The sequence below is a fragment of the Enterobacter sp. AC1 genome (assembly GCF_050434705.1).
Lineage (GTDB): Bacteria > Pseudomonadota > Gammaproteobacteria > Enterobacterales > Enterobacteriaceae > Enterobacter > Enterobacter cloacae_L.
The window spans coordinates 755,118-772,713 of the sequence record NZ_JBNDIZ010000002.1 but is presented as its reverse complement, the minus strand read 5'-3'; the positions used below and the strand labels follow the sequence as shown (position 1 = coordinate 772,713).

Annotated in this window: 15 protein-coding genes and 1 tRNA gene; 9 read left to right on the top strand and 7 right to left on the bottom strand. The window is 58.5% G+C overall.

Annotated features, from left to right (window positions below):
• The first annotated feature begins 64 nt into the window (after nt 1–64).
• Both M2433_RS08485 and guaD read left to right on the top strand, forming a co-directional pair.
• Nucleotides 65–1,561, top strand: coding sequence for an NCS1 family nucleobase:cation symporter-1 (locus tag M2433_RS08485; protein WP_429053146.1), 1,497 nt, complete (start codon nt 65–67; stop codon nt 1,559–1,561).
• A 103-nt stretch (nt 1,562–1,664) separates the two neighbouring features.
• Nucleotides 1,665–2,981 carry a guanine deaminase gene (gene guaD / locus M2433_RS08480; protein WP_429053147.1) on the top strand — a complete coding sequence of 439 codons (1,317 nt, stop codon included), beginning with the start codon at nt 1,665–1,667 and terminating at the stop codon, nt 2,979–2,981.
• Here the strand turns inward: guaD and uraH are convergent.
• A complete protein-coding gene (gene uraH / locus M2433_RS08475; RefSeq protein WP_429053148.1) occupies nt 2,961–3,284 on the bottom strand; it encodes a hydroxyisourate hydrolase in 324 nt (107 codons plus the stop codon). The two genes, guaD and uraH, sit on opposite strands and share 21 nt — an antisense overlap.
• Nucleotides 3,281–3,781: a 2-oxo-4-hydroxy-4-carboxy-5-ureidoimidazoline decarboxylase gene (uraD, locus tag M2433_RS08470; protein ID WP_429053149.1), complete on the bottom strand. Its 501-nt coding sequence runs from the start codon at nt 3,779–3,781 to the stop codon at nt 3,281–3,283. The genes uraH and uraD overlap by 4 nt, the downstream gene beginning before the upstream one ends.
• Before the next feature lie 239 nt (nt 3,782–4,020).
• Between uraD and hpxO the strand changes: the two genes are divergently transcribed.
• Genes hpxO through M2433_RS08455 form a run of 3 tightly spaced genes read left to right on the top strand, consistent with a single transcriptional unit; the run spans nt 4,021 to nt 7,180 of the window.
• On the top strand, nt 4,021–5,175 hold the full coding sequence (gene hpxO, locus M2433_RS08465) for an FAD-dependent urate hydroxylase HpxO (RefSeq protein WP_429053150.1): 1,155 nt from the start codon (nt 4,021–4,023) through the stop codon (nt 5,173–5,175).
• Nucleotides 5,176–5,188: 13 nt separating this feature from the next.
• Nucleotides 5,189–6,223 (top strand): molybdenum cofactor-independent xanthine hydroxylase subunit HpxD, encoded by a 1,035-nt coding sequence (gene hpxD, locus M2433_RS08460; protein ID WP_429053151.1) that lies wholly within the window; start codon nt 5,189–5,191, stop codon nt 6,221–6,223.
• 12 nt (nt 6,224–6,235) lie between these two features.
• The gene (locus M2433_RS08455) at nt 6,236–7,180 is read left to right on the top strand and encodes a PDR/VanB family oxidoreductase (RefSeq protein ID WP_429053153.1); all 945 of its coding nucleotides are present in this window, start codon (nt 6,236–6,238) and stop codon (nt 7,178–7,180) included.
• 123 nt (nt 7,181–7,303) lie between these two features.
• Here M2433_RS08455 and M2433_RS08450 read toward each other — a convergent pair whose 3' ends face one another.
• The 4 genes from M2433_RS08450 to M2433_RS08435 are packed head-to-tail and all read right to left on the bottom strand — an operon-like array spanning nt 7,304 to nt 12,245.
• Entirely contained in the window at nt 7,304–7,903 is a 600-nt protein-coding gene (locus tag M2433_RS08450) for a DJ-1/PfpI family protein (protein ID WP_429053154.1), read from the bottom strand.
• A 22-nt stretch (nt 7,904–7,925) separates the two neighbouring features.
• Nucleotides 7,926–9,116, bottom strand: coding sequence for a glycoside hydrolase family 88 protein (locus M2433_RS08445; RefSeq protein ID WP_429053155.1), 1,191 nt, complete (start codon nt 9,114–9,116; stop codon nt 7,926–7,928).
• 13 nt (nt 9,117–9,129) lie between these two features.
• The gene (locus tag M2433_RS08440; RefSeq protein ID WP_429053156.1) at nt 9,130–10,410 is read right to left on the bottom strand and encodes an oligosaccharide MFS transporter; all 1,281 of its coding nucleotides are present in this window, start codon (nt 10,408–10,410) and stop codon (nt 9,130–9,132) included.
• The gene (locus tag M2433_RS08435) at nt 10,407–12,245 is read right to left on the bottom strand and encodes a DUF2264 domain-containing protein (RefSeq protein WP_429053157.1); all 1,839 of its coding nucleotides are present in this window, start codon (nt 12,243–12,245) and stop codon (nt 10,407–10,409) included. Before M2433_RS08435 ends, M2433_RS08440 begins: the two co-directional genes overlap by 4 nt.
• 229 nt (nt 12,246–12,474) lie before the next feature.
• Here M2433_RS08435 and M2433_RS08430 point away from each other — a divergent pair, with 229 nt between their 5' ends.
• Nucleotides 12,475–13,341 carry a helix-turn-helix domain-containing protein gene (locus tag M2433_RS08430; RefSeq protein WP_429053158.1) on the top strand — a complete coding sequence of 289 codons (867 nt, stop codon included), beginning with the start codon at nt 12,475–12,477 and terminating at the stop codon, nt 13,339–13,341.
• 74 nt (nt 13,342–13,415) lie between these two features.
• Here the strand turns inward: M2433_RS08430 and M2433_RS08425 are convergent.
• Nucleotides 13,416–13,503: transfer RNA gene (locus M2433_RS08425), tRNA-Ser, on the bottom strand.
• Between the two features lie 278 nt (nt 13,504–13,781).
• Here M2433_RS08425 and M2433_RS08420 point away from each other — a divergent pair.
• The 3 genes from M2433_RS08420 to M2433_RS08410 all read left to right on the top strand — a co-directional run bounded on the left by M2433_RS08420 (nt 13,782) and on the right by M2433_RS08410 (nt 17,595).
• Nucleotides 13,782–14,918 carry a D-alanyl-lipoteichoic acid biosynthesis protein DltD gene (locus M2433_RS08420; protein ID WP_429053804.1) on the top strand — a complete coding sequence of 379 codons (1,137 nt, stop codon included), beginning with the start codon at nt 13,782–13,784 and terminating at the stop codon, nt 14,916–14,918.
• A gap of 128 nt (nt 14,919–15,046) precedes the next feature.
• The gene (locus M2433_RS08415; RefSeq protein ID WP_429053805.1) at nt 15,047–16,165 is read left to right on the top strand and encodes an MBOAT family O-acyltransferase; all 1,119 of its coding nucleotides are present in this window, start codon (nt 15,047–15,049) and stop codon (nt 16,163–16,165) included.
• Nucleotides 16,162–17,595, top strand: a complete 1,434-nt coding sequence (locus tag M2433_RS08410) for an AMP-binding protein (RefSeq protein WP_429053159.1) — start codon at nt 16,162–16,164, stop codon at nt 17,593–17,595. The genes M2433_RS08415 and M2433_RS08410 overlap by 4 nt, the downstream gene beginning before the upstream one ends.
• Nucleotide 17,596: the final 1 nt, after the last annotated feature.

Here is a 17,596-nt window from a genome sequence, read left to right as displayed (position 1 = left end):
CCTGGATCCTGCAACACCGTTTGCACTCCCACTCAACGGGTTTTCATTCACAGGAGCAGGTTTCATGCCAAACAGTCAAAACGCGCAGCAGGGTACGGCCGCTGATTCCGGTGCGGTTTACAGCCCACGTCTTTGCAATGAGGATCTGGCGCCGACGCGTGACCAGAACTGGAGCTGGTACAACATCTTTTCGTTCTGGATGTCGGACGTCCACAGCATGGGGGGTTACGTTGTCGCCGCGAGCTTCTTTACGCTCGGGCTGGCAAGCTGGCAGGTGCTGCTTTGCCTGCTGGTGGGGATTTGCATCGTGCAGCTGTGCGCCAACCTGGTGGCCAAACCGAGCCAGATGGCGGGCGTGCCTTATGCGGTGATCAGCCGTCAGGCGTTTGGCGTCTTCGGGGCCAATATTCCGGCAGTGATCCGCGGGCTGATTGCCTTCGCGTGGTATGGCATTCAGACCTATCTGGCCGCCAACGCCCTGATGCTGGTGGCGCTGAAGTTCTGGCCGTCGCTCTCTTCGCTTACCACCGGCGCGTTCCTGGGCCTGTCGCATCTGGGCTGGATCTGCTTTGCCATTATGTGGGTCCTGCAGGCGATGGTCTTCTGGCACGGCATGAGCGCCATTAAGCGCTTTATCGATATCGCCGGTCCGGCGGTCTACGTGGTGATGCTGGCCCTTGCAGGCTGGATTGTATACAAGACCGGTTTTGACGGCATTTCCTTCACCCTCGCCAGCAAATCCCTGAGCGCGGGCGAGCAGACCTGGCAGATGATCACCGCGACCGCGCTGGTGGTTTCTTACTTCTCCGGGCCGCTGCTCAACTTTGGCGACTTCTCCCGCTACGGCAAAAGCATGGGCGAGATCCGCCGCGGCAACCGCTGGGGCCTGCCGTTTAACTTCCTGCTGTTCTCGATTGTTACCGTGGTGATTGTCTCCGGTACCCAATCGCTGTTTGGCCGCATGATCACCGACCCGATTGAAACCGTCAGCCGCGTGGGTAACGATCTGGCGGTGGCGATTGGCCTGCTGACGATGATCACCGCCACCATCGGGATCAACATCGTCGCGAACTTCGTCTCCCCGGCGTTTGATTTCTCTAACTGCTCGCCGCAGAAAATCAGCTTCCGCACCGGGGGCATGATTGCCGCCGTTGGCTCAATTCTGCTAACGCCGTGGAACCTGTTCAACTCGCCGGAGCTTATCCACTACACCCTCGACGTGCTCGGGGCCTTTATCGGCCCGCTGTTCGGCATTCTGATTGCCGACTTCTACCTGATTAAACGCGGCAAGGTGTCGGTCGACGATCTGTTCGACGACACGCCAAAGGGCAAATACTGGTACCGCAACGGCTTTAACCCGAAAGCCATTGGCGCGCTGCTCCCGTCCGTTGCCGTGGGTTTGGTGATCAGCTTTATCCCGGCCCTGCATGAGGTGGCGAACTTCAGCTGGTTCATCGGCGTCTTCCTCGGCGGCATGACCTATCGCTGGCTGGCGCGGGAAGATCGCGAGACGGCAGGCGCGACGTCGTTCAGCTCCCGCGTGGCGACGCAAAAAGAGTAACCCCCTCCCTTTGGGCCGCAGCTTATCTGCGGCCCGTTCATTCTGGCACCGTTCTTGCTGCGCCTTATCACTCCGTGATGTACACAATAAGGCAGGAACCATGATGGATTACCAGACAGCGATCCGCGGCGCATTTTTTGACATTGCCCAGGCATGCGACAGCGCAGACGAGATTGCCCGGCACGCCCGCTATCTTGAGGACGGGGTGCTGTTTATACAGAACGGAAAAATTCTGGCGCACATGGCGTGGCAGGAGGGCGAGCAGTATCTTGACCCTCATAAAGGCTATACCGACCTGCGCGGTAAGCTGCTGCTGCCCGGCTTTGTCGACACCCATGTTCATTACCCGCAAACGGAGATGATCGGCGCCTTTGGCGAACAGCTGCTGGAGTGGCTGACCACCTACACCTTTCCGGTGGAGAGCCAGTTTGCCGATGAAGCCTACGCGAAAGAGATCGCCGAATTTTTCATTCAGCAACTGGTGAGCAACGGCACCACCACCGCGCTGGTGTTTTGCACGCTGCATCCGGAATCGGTCGAGGCGCTGTTTACCGAAGCCCTGCGCCTGAACATGCGACTAATCGCCGGCAAGGTGATGATGGACAGACACGCGCCGGACTACCTGAGCGAAGACGCGAAGCAGAGCTACCGGCAGACGCGGGCGCTGATCCAGCGCTGGCACCACCGGGGGCGGCTGGGCTATGCCATTACCCCGCGCTTTGCCCCGACGTCATCCCCCGAGCTGCTCGCCGCGGTCAGCCTGCTCAGAGAGGAGTTCCCGGATACCTGGCTGCAGACCCATCTGAGCGAAAACCCCAACGAAGTGGCCTGGGTGAGCGATCTCTGGCCGGAGCACGAGCGCTATCTGGACGTGTATCACCACTACGGCCTGACCGGCGAGCGCAGCGTATTTGCGCACGCGATCCATCTTCACCACAGCGAGTGGCAGTGCCTGCATGACACCGGTTCGGCGGTGGCGTTTTGCCCCACCTCTAACCTGTTTCTCGGCAGCGGGCTGTTTCGCCTGCCCGCCTGCTGGCAGCACGGGGTGCGGATGGGCATCGGCACCGACGTCGGTGCGGGCACCACCTTCAGCATGCTGCGCACCCTGGGGGAGGCCTACAAGGTGGGGCAGCTCCAGAGCTACCGCCTGCGCGCCAGCGAGGCGTTTTACCACGCCACGCTGGGCGGCGCGCGCGCGCTCAGGCTCGACGATAAGATTGGCAACTTCGCGCCCGGCAAAGAGGCGGATTTTGTAGTTATCGACCCCGACGTGACGCCGCTGCAGCGCCTGCGCAATCGCCGCTGCAAGGATATTTACGAGCAGCTTTTTGTGCTGATGACCCTGGGCGACGAGCGCAACATCAGCGAGACCTGGGTCAACGGCGAGCGGGTATGGTCAACTGCCCCGGTAGGTTGACCACCCGCCGGGCGCAATCACAAACGGCAGGTGGAAGTGCTCGTCTGCCGTTTCTCCCGTCATAAAATCAATTTGCGCGCAGGGGTAGAGCGTGTCGCGACCGGTGTCGCGAAACCACGCGCCAATCTCCGCCACCAGCCGGTAACGGCCTGCGGGCAGAGAAGGAACAAACGCGGGGATGCGCCCCTGCGCGTTGGTCACGCCCGTGGCGAGCGTCTTCCCCTCCTGTTGAAGATGAACCGTCACACCCTGCGCCGGTTTGCCCGTCGAGATATCCAGAATATGCGTGCTTAACGTACTCATTCGCTAATGACTCCTTCCAGCCGTAGCAGCGTAATTTCCCGCAGCTGTTCCAGCGCGGCACGGACTTCCTGCGCGTCGCTGTTCTCCAGCCGCGCGTGCAGCGCCTGCAAAATGTCCTCACCGCTGCGGCCTTTCGCGCGAATCAGAAAAACCCGTCCAAAGCGGGCTTCATAGCGGGCATTGCCCTCGCGCAGCGCCTGCGCAAGGGCGGCATCGCGGTCATTCACCTCGCCCTGTTCCTGGCGCGACAGCGCCGCCTCTGCCCCTGCACCCGCGGGCTTTTCTCCGATGCGCGGATGGGCGCTCAGGGCTTGCGCTAGCGCCGCGTCGTCCCAGCGCTGCGTCAGGGCCTGCGCCGTAAGGAACAAGGCGTCCCGGCTTGGGTAAGGCCGCCCGCGCACCAGCGCGTCGGCCCAGCCCGGGATCGCCACGCAGGGGTGGAGCAGCGCCACCGCGTCGCCGTCCGGAAGATGATTAAAGTCGTGCAGTGCGATCATAGCGTCTCCTGTGTTGTCCTTTCCCGGGTCGTTGCACAAAGCACGCCACTCTTGCCGCAGGGGTGAAACAGTTGATTCCGGATGGGTAAACCGGAAATTTTTGATTCATAAAAAGGCACGCTCACCGCGTTTGCGCACCTTAGCAGTGCAAATGCCTCTCCCACAACGCCGTTTTACCGGCTCTGCAGCCTGGTACGCAAATTGCTGAATGACGTTACACCCTGCAAAAGGAGAGAAGCATGAGAGCAATCGTCATTGGCGCGGGTATTGGCGGCCTGAGCGCCGCCGTCGCGCTGAAGAAAGCCGGCATCGACTGTACCGTATTCGAAGCCGTAAAAGAGATCAGGCCCGTCGGGGCGGCCATCTCCATCTGGCCTAACGGCGTGAAATGCATGCAGCACCTCGGCATGGGCGACATCATCGAGACCTACGGCGGGCCGATGCGCTTTATGGCCTACAAGGATTACCGGCGCGGCGAGACCCTGACCCGCTTTAGCCTTGCCCCGCTGGTTGAGCGTACCGGAGGGCGTCCCTGCCCCGTCTCGCGCGCTGAACTCCAGCGCGAAATGCTGGACTTCTGGGGTCGCGACAGGGTGCAGTTCGGCAAGCGCGTGGAACACGTTCATGAAGACGACGCGGGCGTGAGCGTGACCTTTACCGACGGCACCACGGCAACCGGTGATTTTCTGATTGCCGCTGACGGCAGCCACTCGGCTGTTCGCCCTTACGTGCTGGGCTATACCCCGGAGCGCCGCTACGCCGGTTACGTCAACTGGAACGGGCTGGTGAAGATTGACGAAGAGATCGCCCCGGCGCACCAGTGGACCACCTTCGTTGGCGAAGGTAAACGCGTGTCGCTGATGCCCGTCTCCGGCGGGCGGTTTTATTTCTTTTTTGACGTGCCGCTGCCTGCTGGCCTGGCGGAGGATCGCACTACCCTGCGCGCCGACCTCACGGGCTACTTCCGCGGGTGGGCGCCGCCGGTGCAAAAGCTTATCGCAGCGCTCGATCCCGAGACCACCAACCGCATTGAAATCCACGACATTGAGCCGTTCGACAGCCTGGTGCGCGGCAACGTCGCCCTGCTCGGCGATGCCGCGCACAGCACCACGCCGGATATCGGCCAGGGCGGCTGTGCGGCGATGGAAGATGCCGTAGTGCTGGGTCAATGCCTGCGCGAAAACCACAGCGTGACGCTGGCGCTGCGGCAGTACGAAGCGCTGCGCTGCGACCGGGTGCGCGACCTGGTGCTGAAGGCGCGTAAGCGCTGCGACGTCACCCACGGCAAAGATATGGCCCTGACGGAAGCCTGGTATCAGGAACTTAAAGAGGAGACCGGAGAGCGCATCATCAACGGTCTGCTCGACACCATTCAGGGCGGCCCGCTAGGCTGAACGAGGGATAACAATGAAAAAAGAACCGACGCCACCCGCCCACTGCACGTTTGAGCCAGAGGACTGGCTGCGCCTGGCGAAATGCTGGCATCCGGTCGCGCGCGCCTGCGACATCGGCCCGGCACCGGTTAAGGCGACCCTGCTGGACGAACAGCTGGTGATTTACCGGATCAACGACCAGGTCGTGGTCGCCCGGGACGTCTGCCCGCACCGCGGCGTGCCGCTGACGCTCGGTTTTCACGACGAGCACGGCATTATCTGTCCCTATCATGGCTTACGCTTCGGGGAGGACGGGCGCTGCAACCGTATTCCGTCCAGCCCCGACCAGCCCGTTCCGGCGAAGCTGAACCTGATTAACTATGCCGTGGAAGAGCGCTTCGGCCTGATCTGGACCTGCCTGGCGTTTGACCCGGACAATCCTGCACCGCTACCGACCATGCCGCACTGGGATGACGACGGATTCCAGCAGATCAACTGCCCGGCGTTTGAGGTAAATGGCTTTGCCGGACGCCAGGTGGAAGGGTTTCTGGACGTGGCGCACTTTGCCTGGATCCACACCGATACCTTTGCGGATCCGGATAACCCGATCGTGCCGGCCTACCAGCCGCAGGAGACGCCATTCGGCTTCGTGGCGGATTACTGGAGCTCGGTGAGCAACTACCCCGCCAGCTCGGACGTGCAGGCGCCAGAAGGTTTCCAGTGGTTACGCCACTTTGAAATGCACCTGCCGTTTACCGCCACCCTGACGATTCATTTTCCTGGTGAATCCCGGCTGGCGATCATGAACGCCGCGTCGCCCGTTTCATCACGCGTGACCCGCATGTTTGCCCCTATCGCCCGCAATTTTGACCTGCATATTCCGGTGGAGGATGTCCATGCCTTTAACCTGCGCATCTTTGAAGAAGACCGCCTGATGGTCGAAACCCAGCGCCCGGAAAACCTGCCGCTGGATCTCACCCTGGAAGCCCATATCCCGGCGGATAAAAGCTCGATTGCCTACCGGCGTGGGCTGAAGAAGATGGGCTTTGGCGAGTTTTTCCTGGTCTGACGGAGGCACGTGATGAGCACTATGTTGAGCGTTATCGTTGACGGGCTGTGGCGCGAGGGCGATAAATCCCTCGCCGTCAGGCTGGTGGCCGACAACGGCGAAGCGCTGCCGGCGTGGCAGCCCGGCGCGCACGTTGACGTGCACCTGCCCTGCGGGCTTATTCGCCAGTACTCCCTGACCGGGGCTTGCGAAGATGAGGGCTATCTTATCTGCGTGGGGCGGGAAAGCGCCTCGCGCGGCGGGTCGCGCTACGTGCACGAGACGCTGCGTCCCGGGCAGAAGCTTATGATATCGGCTCCGCGCAACCTGTTTCCGCTTCGCCAGGCAGAGCGGGTTTTGCTGCTGGCGGCGGGGATTGGCATTACGCCGCTGTATGCGATGGCCCTGCAGCTGAGGGCCGCCGGAACGCCGTTTACGCTGCACTACTATGTCAGAAACCGGCAAAATGCGGCGTTTGCCCGCGCGCTTTCCGGGTGCGATGCGTGCGTCATCCACACCGACAGCCCGCGCACCGCGCTGGCCGGGCATATCCCGATGGCTGAGGCGGGGCTTCACGCCTGGGTCTGCGGACCCGCAGGGTTTATGGAAAAAGTGCGTGAAGTCGCCACGGCGAAAGGTTGGGATGACGACCGTCTTCACAGCGAGGCGTTTCAGCTCGCAGCCCCTGCCGCAGGCGGTGAATCCGGCGAGATCTTTACGGTCAAGCTGGCCTCCACCGGGGAGCGCTGGCCTGTGCCTGCCGATAAAACCATCGCCCAGGTGCTGCAGGAACATGGCGTGGAAGTTCCCCTCTCCTGCGAGATGGGGATCTGCGGAGCCTGCCTGACGCCGGTGATCGACGGCGTGGTGGATCACCGGGACAGCGTGCAGTCGGAGGCGGAAAAAAGCGCGACGGAGCAGCAGGTGGCGCTGTGCTGCTCGCGGAGCCATTCGGGGGAGCTGGTGATCGGGCTGTAAACCACCTGCACAGTCTTTCTTGCCGGGTGGCGCTGCGCTTACCCGGTCTACATTGCGCAGATTTTTCAATTGGTTGCACGTTTTATTGTAAGCCCGTGCAAGCGTAGCGCCGCCGGGCGAAACTCACAAATCGCATTTTGCCAGCCCGAAAACGGGCTCGCTATCCTGCCACGCGTACTCAATATGACTGGCCTGCTCGCGCGCCAATGCTGCATTGCCCTGTAATCGCGCCGCCAGGGTAAAGGCAAAATCAAACACGTTGCCCAGCCCACGGCCGCTTAGCAGATTGCCGTCCTCCACCACGTCGGCATCGACGTAAATGCCATCGCTGACCGTTTTCCACAAATCGCCGGAGCAGACATAGCGGCGCCCCTTGAGCAGTCCGTTGCCCCCCAGCACGCGGGCGGCGGCGGAGCAAATCGGGCAGATATATTTGCCCGCTTCATCATGGCGGCGAACGAAGGCGATCGCCTCCGCGCTTTTCGCCAGGTTGGCGCTGCCTTCCGGGCCGCCCGGTAACACTACGGCGTCAAAGGTTCGATCGAGGCTGGCCTTCAGGGTGCTATCCGCCATCATTGAGATGGCGTGATAGCTCACCACTTCGCGACCCTCGCCGCAGGCAATCGTCTGCACCGCAATATTCAGGCGGCGCAGGATATCGATGGTGACAATCGCTTCCCCCTCTTCAAACCCGGGGGCTAATAGCACGGCTACGCTTTTCATCTTGCTCTCCATGGCTTCAGGGTTACCAGTACGGGTGCCAAATCTGTCGCAGACGCGCCAGCAGCTCTAAATAGAAATAGTCCCCCCAGCTACAGCACTGATCGACGCCCTTACCGCTGCCCATATGGTAAACCGAGTGCTGCAGCAGCCCTTCGGTCGGATCGTCGTCGTGAGCAAGGTAGTTATCGGTCAGCGACAGCGCAATACGCAGCGCCATCTCTTCATAATACGCGCGGTTTGCGTCGAGCGTCGGCAGCGCCTTCACCAGCTCCAGCAGGCCGCAGGCGGCAATCGCCGCCGCTGAACTGTCGCGCACGGCGTCGGTACCGAGCAGCGCCAGATCCCAGTGGCAAACGTCATCTTCCGGCAGGCGGTTGAGGAAGTAATGCGCCAGGCTGCGCGACAGCTCAACCATCTGCTTATCGCCGGTGTGCTGATAGCTGAGCAGGAAGCCGTAAATGCCCCATGCCTGGCCGCGTGACCAGCACGAGGTATCGCTGTAGCCCTGATGGGTGTTGCCAAAGCGCGGCTCGCCCGTCTGCACATCCATATACCAGGTGTGATAGGTCGAGGCATCTTCACGCACGATATAGTTCGCTGCCTGCCCGGCGTGAGCCGTCGCCGCCTGCGCATAGCGCGGATCCCCGGTCTGTTCGCTGGCCCAGTACAGCAGCGGCAGGTTCATATTGCAGTCGATGATCATTCGCCCCTGCTGCTCCGGGTCGTTTAAATCACCCCATGCCTGAATAATTCTGGCCGTCGGGTTAAAGCGCTCCATCAGGCGATCGGCAGCCAGCAGGGCCGACCGGCGAGCGGCTTCGTTGCCGGTGAGCCGCCAGGCGCTGATGCAGGAGAGCGAATAGAGGAACCCGAGATCGTGCGTTGCGGTGTCGATACGCTGCTCAATGCGCCGGGCGAACGACGGTAAATAGCGCTCGGCGGCTTCACGATAGTGCGCTTTGCCGGTCATCTCCCACGCCAGCCACAGCTGGCCAGGCCAAAAGCTGGTGGTCCACTCCACGTTTTCGGTGCGCGGCCAAACGCCCTTCTCGCAGGCTTCGCCGGGGAACTTATCGCCGAAGGCGACAATATTGTTGTCGAGCTTGCGCGTCACGCGGCTCAGCGCCGCTTCCAGCTTCTGGCTCAGCGCCAGGCGATCGACCTGATGCAGTTCGATTGGCCGCAGCGCTTCGGTGATAACAGATTTGGTCATAACAACTCCTGAATTAATGTTTGGCCGGTTCAACCGGGGCGGTATCTAAAGCCGGAGCAAAGGGCCGTGAGGCATCGCGCGTCGACTGGCAGCGCGACAGCGTAAAGGCGGAAATCAGCGTAAATATCAGGGCGCAGCAGCCCATCAGCAGATAGGTATGCTCAAAGCCTATCCTGTCGTACAGGTAGCCGGCAGGCGGAGCGACCACAATCGAGCCAACGTAAATCATCGCCTGGTAGCCCAGCAGGTACATCGTGGCGTTAACCCGACGGTGGAAATGTTCGGCGATGTATTTGAAGACCGAAATCAGCAGCAGGGCGATCTCGACGCCATAAAACGGTTTGATGATGGAGATAACAATCGGGTCGCTGGTCAGTCCGGAGGCGATCAGCCGTGCTCCGACCACGCAGCCGCAGAACAGCAGGCCGCGCTTCGCGCCGTAGTGGTTCACCAGCCACGGGATAAACATCATCATTACGAACTCCATCCCCGACTGGACGGTGCTCAGGTAGCCGTACCAGGCATTTCCCTGCTCTTTGGTGGCGAAGAACGACACGAAGTAGCGCGGGAACTGCTGTTCGGCGATAAACATCATCCACGCCACACCGGCGACGTAGAGGCTGAACATCCAGAATTTGCGGTTTTTCAGCAGCATCAGCACATCGGCAAAGACGATCTTATTAGCGGAAATAACGTTGTTATTGCGCAGCTGCTCATCGCCGATTTTGAGGCTCATCAGCACCAGCAGCATCAGCACCGAGGTACCGCTGCTGAGCAGAAAGTTGGCCAGCGGCGTGAAGTTAAACAGCAGCCCGGAGACCGAAGCCGCCATCGCCCAGCCCAGCGAACCCCACATTCTGATGCGGCCAAACTCCAGCCCGTACAGGCGGCTAAAGCGGTCGGCGTAGGATTCAGACGCCGCCACCCCGGCGTACCAGCCCAGGCTCAAATACAGCGCGCCGAGGATAATTCCCGCCATCGCGTGGCTTTGCAGCAGCGGCTGGTACGCCAGCGCGAAGAACGGCGCCATCAGCGCAGAAATGGCGCAGACAAAATAGAGCAGCCACTTGCTCATGCCGATTTTGTCCATGATGTAGCCGTACACCGGCTTCAGGACCACCGCGAAGACGCCGTTGATGGCGAACACGCTGCCGATGGTGACGCTGTCGAGCCCCACTTTCTGGCTCAGCCACAGGGCGTACAGGCCAAAGCTGGATGACCAGGTGAAGAAGTAGAGAAAAATAAAGGTACTCATTTTGTACTGCGCGGCGCGTACGGACGATGATGTGCTCATAGCGATGCCTCCGGGGCCAGAACGAGCGTTGTTTCCTGTCGTGCCGTCACGAAGCGTACCGCGTCATCGCTCGTGAAGGCCTGCGGGCAGCATTGCGGATCGAAGTCGGCGGCGTTTCCCGCCCACACCGCGCTTATTAACACATGCGTGCCGGGGTCGAGTTCGCCGCGCAGCAGCGGCACCGCCGCGCGCTCGGCGAACAGCAGATTGCTGTTTGGCGGCGTCAACACCGTCTCGCCGCGGCGGGCGTGCGGATGTAAACAGAAGATGGCCGATACGTCCCGGGCATTGCGTAACCAGCAGGCGCCGTCACTCTCGTGTGCCTGCGGCGGCGGGCGGTTCGCCAGGCTAAAGCCCCCCTCCGCGCAGTCCAGCGCGCGCCGGGTATTGATGCGATGGACGCGCAGCTGCCAGTCGCCCAGCGCCAGCAACCAGCTCTCAATCACCACGTCGCGCCACGGCAGCCAGAGGCTGTAAATGGTGCCGTCAGCGGTGACCACGTGCTGGCATTCGCGGCGGCCACGCCAGTAGTTGTCCTTTTCGGCCAGCAGCAGCATCGAATCAGGCGCGGCATGGTTCAGGCCGTAGCGCCCGCGTTCAATGGTGAAGCCAAAGCGGGTGGAATAGGCAAACTTGCAGTATTTCGCTTCGGTATTCACAAAGTTGTTCAGCTCCAGCTGGCCGGAAGTCAGCATCCACAGGTGATCGGCCTGATGCACCACCACCTGATCAGCGTGGGCTATCGTGTGCTGCGCGGGCAGCGTTGGCAGCGGCAGCTCAGCCGCCTGCCAGAAGGCATCGCCCTCATCTAATGCCAGCACCAGCAGGGTCTTCAGGCCCCAGTACGGCGAACCCGGCGCGTTGTAGTCTTCCGCCATCGCCAGATTCGGGTAGCTGTAGCCAACGCTCAGCACGCCGTCGCGGTCGAATATCGGCTGCTTCAGCCACCAGCGCAGATGGCGCAGGACAATGCCCTTGATCACGCCGGGCGAAAAGACCTCCAGCCCGGCGAAGGCCGCCGCGCTCCAGAACGCCGCCCCGGCAAAGCGGTAGGTCAGGCTACGGCCAAACGGGATCGCCGCGCCGTCTTCGGCAAAGAAATGGATGAAGTCAGAGGAGAAACGCGCGGCCCGCTGACGCAGCGTTGCGCAACGCGTTGGATCGACATCGACCATGAGCTTCGCGTAAATCAGGCCATAGAAATGGAAGCCCATCGAGATGTAATAGTCGCGCGGCCGGCCCGGGCCATCGGAGTACCAGCCGTCGCCGAGATAGTAGTGCTCCATGGCAGCAAAATGGTCTTCCAGCGCCTGTTGGTTGGTGGGCATGCCGCAATAATGGAAGCCGACCTGAACCAGAATCGGAAAGAAGTGCCAGTTGTTATCGGGGATCTCCTGGGTCTCGCACTGCTTTAGCCAGCGCCATAAATTCGCTTTTTCCGTCTCAGTGAAGTGTGCCAGTACGGTTTCGCCCGCCAGCGCCAGCAGCAGCCCGTAGGCCGCCATCTCGACAATTCGCTGGTCGTAGGGCGCGACGTCGCCCCAGTAATCGGCGTGCTGCGGATTGGTGCCGTTTTTTATCGCCTGTAAATAGAAAGTGAAGCGCTGCGGCTCACTGCCGCCGGCCAACAGCGGCGTCACGCCCCACAGCAGGCGGGAAAAGGTTTCCATACTCGCGACCTGCTGGCCGTAGTGAGCGGTAAAGTTCGCTAAATCAATGCGGCTGGCGTCATTTTTAAAATAAGGTGCCACCGCGTTCAGCATGTCGTTGACCAGCCGTTTCACCTCTTCCCGGCTTTTCAGTGGATTGTCCAGCTTAATGTTTTCAGGTTGCACAGGGTCCTCCCGCATTACACGAGGGTAGAGATAAGTTATTGTTATTAGGCTTTTTTAAAGCCAGGCGTGCGACGTCTGAATGAAGAGTAACTGCTTTTATTCCCGGCGCTGAGTGAGCAGACTCACAAAATTAAACCGCCATTTCATTTTTACTGGATTTTGTCGATCGGGAGGGGGATAAATTACAAATGATGGCCTAAAAATTTAAATCTGTTGTCCTGGAGGCAAAATGGGTGAAACGCAGCTGCTGGAACGCATTACGCTCGATCGGCAGGCCATTTCTTTTAACCGCATGTACACCACCAGCGCGATTTACTACCACTGGCATCAATGTGTTGAATTACTCTATATTTCCAGCGGCTACGGCATCGTGGTGGTGGATAATCAGCACTACACCGCCCGTCCGGGGCGATTATTTATCTTCCCGCCCTTCCGTCTGCACAAAGTGCAGGTCGATCATAGCGAGAAAAACCCCTATCACCGCACCACCATGCACATTGAGCAATCGGTCGTCGAAAGTGCGCTCAGCGCCTTCCCGCGCCATCAGGCCCGGTTCGCCGCGCTGGCCGCCAGCAATATGCCGGCGCAAATTTACGATCTCAGCGAGCACGCGGCGTTTATCGAGAGGATCCTTGAACAGTATCAGCGCCTGGAGGGCAACGAGCAGACCGTGGCCTGCGAGGTGGCATTTCTGGTGATGCAGCTCATGACGTTTCTGCCCGAGCAGCCGCTGCCCTACCCGCCGCGCCAGCAGACCGTCGCCTCGCGGATTATGAGCTGGGTCGAAGCCCACTATGCCAGCAAGTTTTCGCTCGACCAGCTAGCCCACGACCTGGGGCTTTCGCGCAGCTATACCTCACGAATTTTCCGCCAGCAGACCGGCGGTAGCATCCACGAATATTTGCTGACCCGGCGGATAAAAAGCAGCTGCGATCTCTTGCGTTACAGCGATGAGAGTATTGACGCCATTGCGCTGGCAGTCGGGTTTAGCGAGGTGACCTATTTCATTACCTGCTTTAAAAAGATGATGCGCCAGACGCCGCTGCAGTATCGACGAAGTCACCTCAGCGCCAGAACGTCCTGTTGCCGTAGTTGAACGTCATTAACAGATCGAGTGGGTTTTCTGTGCATAAAAAAACCCAGGTCGCATAACGACCTGGGTTTCAAATTTGGCGGAAGCGTAGAGATTCGAACTCTAGAACCCTTTCGGGTCGCCGGTTTTCAAGACCGGTGCCTTCAACCGCTCGGCCACGCTTCCAAAGTGAGGCGCACTATAAACATCTATTAGCGCCTTGTAAAGCAGGAATTTTTCTATTTTTACCCACAGGCGTTTGACTGCGCAAAAAGTCACCCGGTCGCGTCTCCGGCCCCGCCTGCGCTCTCTTGTACATACCGTAACACAGCAACGCTCATCCTTTTAAATCGCTCTGGTATAGAATGCCCGAAAAAATAAACGGCCATTTGTTGTGTAATTGTTGTAAATCTGATTACCCACAGATTGTAGAAATTACTGCCATGTAGTCTTACTGGTTGATGATGAAAATCAAAAATACGCTTTGCTTACATATCCTGATGGCGACCCTGGCCATATTGTTTCTCTGTGTTCATCCGTTAGTGACGAGCGTCAACCCACCGCTCACCTTCCAGCCGCTGATTAAATCAATGGCGGGCACGCCTAAAGAACAGGCGGAAAAAATTGCTACCATTTCTCATGCCTTAGAAGGAAATGCTATTTTCTTCATTGGCGCCTCTGAGGTTGCCACCTCAGAAGATGAACATTACGCAGTATATAATTACTTTAATAAGCAATTGCATAAACCCGTTGTGGCGTATGGCGATGCGTTTGTTGATGACGAAACGCAATTTTTACTGTTCTCACGTTTTAAAAATAGCCTTAACGCAAACAGTAAAGTTGTTTTACTTCTGGCGCCCGACAGTTTTTATTCAAAAGGTCTGCCCCCTGCTATCTATGCAGATAATTTCCCGGACTCTGTTTTTAATCCTCTGATGAAGGATCCGCAGGCGCGCCCGTTACTGGTTAATTATTTAAAACATATTGATGCGAAAGAGATAAGCCATTTAACCTTTGGCCAAATGCGCGTCTTTGGCTGGCACCCTGGTCTGATATGGGACGAACTGAGTTTCCAGTTTGCCAACGTCTGCACCCTGATTAAAAACGACTGGCTGGCCCTGCTCCACGTAACGCCCGCGACGGTACGGCCCTGGCCGCAGCAGTCAACAGCCCACATAGCGCCTGACTGGGATAAAGAACTGGCGAACGCGCGCGCGTTAAATAAAAAACGCCAGCAGAGCGCGTCCACCCTGTGGATGGACAAAGCGATTTACGAAGAGGACGGTAAGCCGCAGCAGTGGGATGACACGCCGGTGGTGCCTGCGCAAATCGCCGCGTTCCGGAAAACCGTCCAGCTGCTGAAAGCGCGTCACGTACAGGTCATTGCTATCGTCGACCCGGTCAACCCCTGGGCGCTTTACAATACCGATACCTTCCGCCCGGTGGATAAGCAAATTGAAACCATTCTGGAAGACAACCAGATCCCTTATTTAGATATGTACGCAATGCCTTATCAGAACGGCTGGAACTGGGATCGTTTGCACCCTTCCGAACTGGCCTGGGTTCCCATGATTCGCTTTATTGCACAGAGCTTTAAATAATGAAAATTGCGATCCGTCTTTTTTTCCTTTATCTCCTGCTGGCGATCACCATCGTCGCGTGGACCTCTGTTGATGACAGCATGAGCATGCAGCTGCACTTTGAATATCAAAAGTTCTGAGGCCGAATGATGTACAGCTCAGGCATGTTTTTTGTCTATTTATTTTCATCCGCGCTGGCGTTTGCGCTGGTTAATCGCGTATTGCGTCATCGCCTGACCGGGTTGTCGGCGCTGTCGGTAATCACGGCGTTCGGCTGGGGTTATATATTTCAGGGGGATTATATTGTCCCCGCGGCCGTTTTTATCACCTTTTATATGCTCGCGACCTTTAAAGAGAAAGGCTGGTTAAAAACCTGGCAGGCAATCTTTTTAACGCTGCTGCCCTTATTTTTAGTAAAGCTGCATTTAAATAACCACTGGGGAATGATCGGCCTCTCATTTATGACGTTCCGCGCGGTGGACGTATTGCTCTATCGCAGTAAAAAAGAGGGGCAGAATTTCCTGCACTATTTCTGCTATCTGTTTATGCCCTTTATTATCCTGGCCGGCCCCATGTACCGCTGGCGGACATGGATGAGCGACGTCAGCAAGCCCGTATTTTCCCTTAACCGCGAGCAGTTTTTGGAGGCGCTAGAGCAGATCGTTACCGGCATTATCCAGAAGTTCCTGTTTGCCATGCTTGTCGATACGTTCGTTGTGCAACCGTGGAGCCATAAGCCGTTTACGCTGGCCGTGGGCGTGGTGATGTCGATTGCCTATAGCGCCTACCTTTACTTTGATTTTGCGGGTTACAGCAATATGGCCATCGGTGCAGGCCGCCTGTTTGGGCTGAACATTCCGGCAAACTTCAATATGCCTCTTCTGGCAAAGAACCCGCAGGATTTCTGGCGCCGCTTCCACATCAGCCTGTCTGAATGGCTGCGCGATGTGGTCTTTATGCCGGTGTACATGAACCTGATGAAGTTCAACTTTTTCCGCCAGAACAAAACGCTGGCGCAAAATACCGGTATTTTTTGCACCCTGTTCTGCATGGGCGCCTGGAATGGCCTGGAGCGCCATTACGTCATCAGCGGCGCGCTGTTCGGCGCGATTTCCGTCGCGCATAACATGCTGCTGTGGTCAGCCAAACGCAGCCCGGCGTTACACCGTGGATTGCAGTATCCGGCTGTCGCATTTTTGGGGCGAATTCTGACGCTGGGAAGCGCCGCGGGCTCCCTTTACATCTTCAGTGGAATGTCACCTCTATGAAAAATCACTCCGATCTTCAGGAACTGCAGGATTTCTTGCGTGCGGCATTATGCGACCCGGCCTGTCCGCAGCAGCTGGCCATCAGCGGCAGCGACGAAACCTTAAGCTGGCTGCAGCTCTGCGCAGCCGTCACGGACTGGGCGCAGCGCTATCGGCGTTGCCCGGCTGCTGCAGGTACGCCGGTCGTCTTGTACGGGCACCAGCAGGCCGAATTCGCCGTGGCAATTTACAGCTGTCTGCTGCACAACATTCCGTACATCCCGGTGGACTGCATTTACCCGCAGGAGCGCCTGCGCGAGATCTGTCATCTGGCCAATGCCCCTTACTATTACGACGTCGCGACCCGGCAGTTCATCGCCACCGGTGAAGCGGGCAAGGTGCTTGAGGAGCAGGATCTGGCCTATATCATGTTTACCTCAGGCAGTACCGGCAAGCCTAAAGGCGTACAGATTGGACGTGAAAGCGTATGGCACTTTATGAAATGGGTCAGCCGGGACTTTTCACTGCCGGAAAAACCGGTGCTGATGAACCACGCGGTGTTCAGTTTTGACCTTTCCCTGATCCCTTTACTGGCGAATCTGGCGATGGGTGGGCACATCGTGCTGAACGCCAAAGACGCTATTCAGCAAGCGAACTGGCTGGCACGACTGAAAACCAACGCGGTCTCCGCCTGGGTTTCCACCCCTTCTTTTGCCTACCAGCAGCTGCTGTCCCCGCAGTTCAACAGTGCGTATTTGCCGGCGCTCAACGTATTTATCTTCATTGGTGAAGTGCTCAATAAAGCGCTGGTTAAACAGTTACGCCGCCGTTTCCCGCTGGCCAAAATCATTAACTCCTATGGCCCAACGGAAGCGACCATCGCAACAACCGTCGTTGAGATAACGGACGAGATCCTCAACAGCGACAGCGCCGTGCTGCCGGTGGGGGTCATGATGCCCGAAAGTAAAATGGAAATTTCTCCAGAGGGTGAGCTGATTATCTGGGGTAAAAACGTTATGCGCGGCTACCTCGGCCTGCCGCAGGAGAATGCGGCAAAATTACTGCACCGCGAAAATGAAGCGTTTCGCGGCTACCGGACCGGCGACCTGGGGTATGACGCGGGGCTCATCTATTGCCAGGGGCGCAACGATAGCCAGGTCAAGCTGAATGGCTACCGTATTGAAATCAACGAGATCGAAAACCGCCTGCTGGCCATGTCCGGCATCAGCGAAGCGGTGGTTCTGCCGCTGATGAAATCCTGCGGCAGCTTGCTGCGCATTGCCGCGTTCTGCGTGACGGAGCTGCCACCGGATACGATCAAAACCTCGCTGTCGAAGGTGGTTCCGCACTACATGGTGCCTTCACAAATTATCGTAAAAGACGCTTTGCCGCTGAATCCTAACGGCAAAATTGACCGCAAGCTGCTGGACGCTTACGCCCGCACACATTAAC